The sequence below is a fragment of the Streptococcus parasanguinis genome (assembly GCF_001069785.1).
GTDB classification, from domain to species: Bacteria; Bacillota; Bacilli; order Lactobacillales; family Streptococcaceae; genus Streptococcus; species Streptococcus parasanguinis_T.
Genome location: NZ_JVSR01000018.1, coordinates 1 through 7,121 on the forward strand (window position 1 = coordinate 1; position 7,121 = coordinate 7,121).

The 7,121-nt window shown below is 43.0% G+C and carries 5 protein-coding genes and 1 riboswitch; all 5 genes read right to left on the reverse strand.

The window, feature by feature from the left end:
• Positions 1-73: 73 nt before the first annotated feature.
• Entirely contained in the window at positions 74-664 is a 591-nt protein-coding gene (clpP, locus tag ADG03_RS01185) for an ATP-dependent Clp protease proteolytic subunit ClpP (protein WP_049471750.1), read from the reverse strand.
• Positions 665-792: 128 nt separating this feature from the next.
• Positions 793-1,422, reverse strand: a complete 630-nt coding sequence (upp, locus tag ADG03_RS01190) for a uracil phosphoribosyltransferase (protein WP_003005574.1) — start codon at positions 1,420-1,422, stop codon at positions 793-795.
• Positions 1,423-1,641: 219 nt separating this feature from the next.
• Positions 1,642-4,302 carry a magnesium-translocating P-type ATPase gene (gene mgtA / locus ADG03_RS01195; protein WP_049471749.1) on the reverse strand — a complete coding sequence of 887 codons (2,661 nt, stop codon included), beginning with the start codon at positions 4,300-4,302 and terminating at the stop codon, positions 1,642-1,644.
• Between the two features lie 207 nt (positions 4,303-4,509).
• Positions 4,510-4,667, reverse strand: a riboswitch (M-box (ykoK) riboswitch).
• Between the two features lie 35 nt (positions 4,668-4,702).
• Positions 4,703-5,866, reverse strand: a complete 1,164-nt coding sequence (locus ADG03_RS01200) for a MalY/PatB family protein (protein WP_049471748.1) — start codon at positions 5,864-5,866, stop codon at positions 4,703-4,705.
• A 1-nt stretch (position 5,867) separates the two neighbouring features.
• The gene (locus ADG03_RS01205; protein ID WP_049471747.1) at positions 5,868-6,965 is read right to left on the reverse strand and encodes a cystathionine gamma-synthase; all 1,098 of its coding nucleotides are present in this window, start codon (positions 6,963-6,965) and stop codon (positions 5,868-5,870) included.
• Positions 6,966-7,121 lie beyond the last annotated feature (156 nt).

Sequence of the window (7,121 nt, forward strand, 5' to 3'; positions counted from 1 at the left end):
TCGACAATCCAAAAATAATTGAGAGGCTAGGACTTTTGTCCCAGCCTCTTGACGGACCTTCCCATAGGATGGTTTAGCCCAATTTATTATTGGCCATGATTTCATCAATAAAGCCATATTCAAGTGTTTCTTGCGCGCTCATCCAATTATCACGTTCCGCATCAGCATGCACTTTTTCAATGGATTGACCTGAATTTTCCGCAAGGATTTTTTCCAAGTTATTCCGTGTTTTGAGCAAGTGTTCTGCTGCAATCGCCATATCGGTTTGTTGGGTACCACCACCAGTACCACCCATTGGTTGGTGAATCATGTACTCGGCGTTTGGCAACATGAAGCGTTTGCCCTTCGCACCGCTTGAAGCAATGACAGTCCCCATAGAGGCTGCCATCCCCATGACAATGGTTTGGACATCTGACTTGATAAAGTTCATAGTATCTACGATGGCGAGACCTGCAGAGACAGAACCCCCTGGTGTATTGATATACATATAGATATCTTTTGTATTATCTTGGGCATCCAAGAAGAGCAATTGAGCGATAATGGAGTTAGCCATTTGGTCCTCAACTGGTCCTGTTACCATGATAATTCGATCTTTCAACAGACGGGAATAAATATCGTAAGAACGTTCTCCACGACTGGTTTGTTCAATAACTACTGGAATCATCTATTCTTCTCCTTTAGTATCCATTCATTCTCACGATTCGTGAGGTTCAAAGTATATGTGCTATTATAAACCAATGGTCAAAAAAGGTCAAATCTTAAGCACCTTTCGGACGAATCATGAATGGCTTCTTATTTGGTACCGAATAAACGGTCACCTGCATCTCCAAGACCAGGAACAATGTAGCCATGTTCATTCAAATGATCATCGAGGGCTGCTGTAAAGATATCCACATCTGGGTGAGCTTCTTGAAGAGCTTTCACCCCTTCTGGCGCTGATACTAGGCAGACAAATTTGATATGGCTAGCGCCGCGTTTTTTCAAGGAATCAATCGCTAGAATAGCGGATCCACCCGTAGCAAGCATCGGGTCTACTACAAAGATACGACGTTGATCAATATCTTCTGGCAATTTCACCAAGTATTCAACTGGTTTCAAGGTTTCTTCATCACGGTACATCCCGATATGGCCAACCTTAGCAGCTGGTACCAAACTCAAGAGACCATCAACCATCCCAATCCCTGCACGAAGAATTGGGACAATAGCCAATTTCTTCCCTGCGATTTGCTTTTGAACGGTTTTAGTAATAGGAGTTTCAATTTCAACATCTTCAAGAGGCAATTCACGCAACACTTCGTAGCCCATCAACATAGCAATTTCATCTACCAATTCACGAAAGGCCTTCGTAGAGGTATCCGTGCGACGGAGAATAGACAATTTGTGTTGAATCAGTGGATGTGTAATAACTTCTAATTTTCCCATTTTGAGATCCTTCTTTCTAAGCTGTTATTATTCAAAAAAGAGCTATGATAAAAGCGGAGTCAAGCTCTACTCTTTCTTTCAGTCCCTCTTTGATACTCACAGCACATGGAAATCTTCATTTCCAACTTTACATTCTTCTTATTATACCAAATTTTACCAAAAAAAGAGAGCCCTTACACTTAATTTTTTAAGTTCGGACTCACTCTTTCTATCAATCAATTACAACCATTCTTTGTACTTCTTAATATAGATACGTTTGACAACCGTCACACTCAGCATATAAAGGACGATAATCGCAAACAATAGAACAAAGTACAATCCATTTAGTTGGCTCAACTTCAAGATAGAAGCCAAAGGACTATATGGAAGGGAGGTTACAAAGAAGGCTGCTGCTAGAGTCGTCACCACGACTGAGAAGGCTGGACGACTTTGGATAAATGGCAGTTTTGGTGAACGCAACATATGGATAACCATGGTTTGAGACCACATGGATTCGATAAACCACCCAGTTTGGAACACCATGATAAAGGCTGCTGCATCTGCTGCTCCATGGTTGTAGCCATGACCTAAAATCATAGGAACAACAAGGAAGTAAAGAAGCATGTAGGTAATAATATCAAATACAGATGAAATGGGACCAATCCAGGCCATAAAACGCATGATAGAGTTTGCTTCCCAGATACGAGGTTTCTTGAGGAATTCCTTGTCGACATTGTCAAAAGGAAGGGCGATACAAGAAAGATCATAGATAAGATTGAGCACAATCAAATGAACGGGAGCCATTGGAAGGAAAGGCAAAAAGATGCTGGCGAAGAGAAGAGAGAAGATGTTCCCGAAGTTAGAAGAGACCGTCATCTTGATGTACTTGGTCATATTGGCATAGACCTTGCGGCCTTCGACCAAGCCTTTTTCAAGAACCATCAAGTCCTTATCTAGAAGGATGACATCTGCTGTTTCCTTGGCAATATCCACAGCGGTATCCACGGAGATCCCAACGTCTGAGACCTTCATGGATGGAGCATCGTTGATCCCATCTCCCATGTAACCAACCTTGTGGCCATTATTCTTGAGGCAGAGGATGATCCGCGCTTTTTGATCTGGTGATAGTTTGGCAAAGACCGTTGTTGTTTCCACAACTTGTGCTAACTCTTGGTCTGTCATCGTATCGATTTCGCTTCCCAAAAGAATCCGCTCGACATCTAGTCCTACTTTTTCACAGACAGCTTGGGTGACCTTTTCATTGTCCCCAGTTAAGATCTTGGTGGTTACCCCATATTCTGCAAGAGCTTTGATCGCTGGAGCTGCAGAAGGTTTTGGTGGATCAAGAAAGGCAAGGTAACCAGTTAGGATCATGTCTCGTTCATCTTCAACACTAAAGATGTCATTTTCGTCCAAATCGGTTTTGTAGCTAACACCCAAAACACGAAGTCCTTGTTCATTTAACTGAGCAACTTCAGCGAGGACCTCTTGACGAACTTCATCTGTCAGGCGTTTAATCTCACCTTTGTATTCAACATAAGTCGATACAGAAAGCATTTCTTCCAAGGCACCCTTGGTCACCATGCTGACCACACCGTCTTCGTCTTTGACAATGACACTCATGCGACGACGTTCAAAATCAAAGGGCAATTCATCAATCTTATGGAAGGTTTGATCCAGGTCGCGAACAATTTCATGTTTCTTGGCTTCTTTCTGGGTCCGATTGATAATCGCTCGGTCCATCAAATTTTTTAGCCCGGTTTGGAAATAGGAATTCAAGTAAGCCCGGCGAAGGACTGATAGATCCAACTCGCCATGGATATCAAGCGGATACTCCAAAACGATTTCATCTTGGGTCAAGGTTCCTGTCTTATCAGTACACAAAATATCGATAGCGCCGAGGTCTTGGATGGCATTGAGCTTTTTGATAACGACTTTTTCTTTTGCCATAATGATGGAGCCCTTAGCAAGACTCGCTGTAATAATCATCGGCAGCATTTCCGGAGTCAAACCAACCCCAACGCTGAGGGCAAAGACACCCGCTTCTAACCAGTCACCATCTGTGAGGCCATTGATCACAAAGACAATGGGCACCATCACTAACATGAGCCGAATCAAGAGCCAAGAGATGGTATTCATTTCTCTCTCAAATGAGGTTGGTTCGTCATAAGTGTTGATGGTTTGCTCAATAGCTCCCATCATGGTTTCATCTCCCACGACCAAGACCAAGGCTGTCGCCCGTCCGGAGATGACATTGGTCCCCATAAAGGCCAAACTTTCACTTTCCAAGAGACTATCTAGATTTTGACTGTCAGCTTTTCTGAGACAAACCTTTTCAACAGCATCACTTTCCCCTGTGAGGCCAGATTGTTGGACAAAGAAGTCACGGGAATCAATCAAGACCACATCTGCTGGAATCATATCGCCGGCACTTAGTTTGATCACATCTCCTACGACGATTTCATCGATCGGAATTTCTTGTTCTGATCCATCACGCAGAACGGTCGCTGTATTGACAATCATACGTGATAAGTTGCTAGCTGCTTTGTCGCTCCGCAATTCTTGAATGAAGCGGATACCACCAGAGATCAAGACCAAGGTCACAATGATGATGGAGGTCGTTGGATCCTGTTCACCTGGCTTTGCTAGCCAGACATTAGTGATGAAGGAAACCAACGCAATGACCAACAAAATCACCGTAAAAGGATTGATAATCGATTCATAGATCTTTTTGATCATGGAATCTTCTTGACCTTTTGTGATGACATTTTCACCATAAATATCGCGGTTTTCTTCTACTTGATCGTCAACTAAACCAAGGGCACTGGTTTTGTAGGTGGCAAAGGTGCTTTCAAGTGGTTCTTGAAGAGCAGCAATGAGTCTTTCTTTATTTGTTTGCATTGGTATCTCCTTTTTCAATCAGGAGCCAATCACTTTTGGAGTCCCTACGACACAAATCAGCGATTGGCTGGTTCGGTGCGGTTCGGGATGATCGTCGATTTGTATCATAGCTCTCTCCTTTCTCTTTTCTTGGTAAGGCATAAAAAAGAGTCCTACCCTCGATCGGTAGGACTCATGAAACTCGTCATTTATTTTTCAATCAGAACTCTCAAAAAACTGACCGTCCAAGCTTTAGCTCCGCAAGGCAATGAAATGAGCTTAGTCTTGACCTTTGCGATCAGGACTGTTGACCAACGAGTAGTGTCTCCACTGCTTTGCGGTAGTCATCCGTATCCTTGTGGTAGCCTCACCTACCGTATTTCGAGTTTATTGTACTCCTTCACTTACAGAAAGTCAACACTTATTTGTGAAAAGTTTCCACCAAGCGTTTGGTAATTTCTTCAATGAGGGTGAAGGGAGCTGCCACATTGAGGCGGGCATGCAAGTTTCCTTCTTTTCCAAAATCTGTTCCACGGTTCAAAATCAATTTGGCTTGGTCATGAATTTTAGCATGCAGCTCATCATCGCTATAAGGATAGGCTGAAAAGTCCAACCAAAGAAGATAGGTGCCTTGGGGTTTCATGACACGGATTTTGGTCTTTTCCTGCAATTCATCTACAACATAGTCAATGTGTTTTTCAAAGACTTGCTTGAGCTCTGTCAACCAAGGTTTGCCATGGCGATAAGCTGCTTCTGTAGCAATATAGCCCAAGCCTGAGATTTCATGTTGGTTATTGGCCAATTGCCGTTGTTTAAAAGCTGTGCGAAGTTTTGGATTTTCAATAACCACATAAGAATTTTTTGTTCCTGCAATATTGAAAGTCTTGGTCGCACTGGTTAAGATCAAGCTAAAGTCTTTAAAGCTTGGGTCAACTGTGTTAAAGCTGGTATGACGGTGGCCAAACAAGGCTAAATCTTGGTGGATCTCATCTGAAATGAGAAGGACACCATGTTTTTGACAGAGATGGCCAATTTTTTCCAAGACCTCACGATCCCATACACGGCCTCCAGGATTGTGCGGATTGCATAAAACATAGAGTTTAACCTCTTGCTCCACAATGTCTTTTTCTAGCTGATCAAAATCGATTTGGAAAAGTCCGTCTTTTTCAACTAATGAATTTTCGATCAATTTTCGACGATTGAGCTTGACGCTTCGTGCAAACGGAGGATAGACTGGCGTATTGATTAAGACAGCATCCCCTTCCTTGGTGAAGGCTTGAATGGCTGTTGAAATAGCTGGCACGACACCTTCGATAAAGACGATCGCTTCCTTGTCAAAGGAATAGCCATGCTCTTCTTTTTCCCAATCAAGGATAGACTGGTAGAGGCTATCCGATGCATAGGTGTAGCCATAGACCATTTGGTCTGCATAGCCGATAACAGCTTCTCGTACTTCTGGAATGACATTAAAATCCATGTCCGCGATCCAAGCCGGAATGATTTCTGGATCTGTCTCTGTTTCTTTCCACTTGTAGGTATGGTGGGTCAAGCGATTCGGTAAAGTCGTGAAATCATATTTGGTCATCTTAAGCCTCCAATGCTTGTTTCAAATCTTCAATCAAATCATCCGCATCTTCAATTCCGATGGACAACCGAAGAAGATCATCTGTCAAACCGTATGAATGACGAACTTCTGCAGGAATGTCCGCGTGAGTTTGGGTGGTAGGATAAGTGATCAAGCTTTCAACTCCGCCAAGACTTTCTGCAAAGGTAAAGACTTGAAGGGAATTCAACAAGTTAGGAATTTTTTTCTCATCTTGAATTTTAAAGGAGACCATTCCACCTTTTCCAGTGTAGAGGACTTCTTTGACCTGAGGGGAGGTTTTCAAAAACTCGACCACCTTGCGAGCATTCTCTGTAGAGCGCTCCATCCGGATAGAGAGCGTCTTGAGACCACGGATCAGCAGATAGCTGTCAAATGGGGAAAGAACAGCACCTGTCGTGTTCAAGTTGTAAAAGAGTTTGTCATACAGATCTGCCTCATTTGTCACGACAACACCAGCCAAGACATCGTTATGACCAGCCAGGTACTTGGTTGCTGAATGAAGAACAATATCCGCTCCCTCTTCAATTGGGCGTTGATAGATAGGGCTATAGAAGGTATTGTCCACCACTACTTTAGCACCTTTTGCATGGGCCAATTTGGCTAAATGAGCAATATCAAATTCCAACATCAATGGATTGGTTGGTGTTTCAATATAGAGGACATCCACCGGATCATGATCTAGATGGTGGATCAGTTCTTCTTCCGTATTGGCATAGGTGAAAGAGAAACGACCTTCTTGCTCTTGTTGGTTAAACCAGCGGAAAGAGCCTCCATAAAGGTCACGAACGGCTAAGACTTTTGAACCAACAGGGAAAATGCTAAAAGCAAGCACGATGGCTGACATTCCAGAGCTTGTCGCCAAAGCATAGTCTGCACTTTCGATAGCTGCCAAAGTCTTCTCAGCTGTTGCGCGTGTTGGATTTTTCGTACGGGTATAGTCAAAACCTGTAGACTGACCAAATTCTGGGTGTTGGTAAGTCGTAGAGAAATGCAAAGGAGTCGTCAAAGCTCCCGTTGCTTTATCCGACTTGATTCCTGCCTGTGCCAAAATCGTATTGATATTGCGTTTTTTACTCATATTGCCCTCCGATAAACATTCAATCTAACTGATTACTATTTTATCACTATTATGAGGAGAGCGGTTTTCCCATTTTCAAGACCTAGCTATAGTTTCAAACTATAAGAAAAGAGAGTGGGACAGAAATCGTTAATTCGTTAGAATTCGATTTCGTCG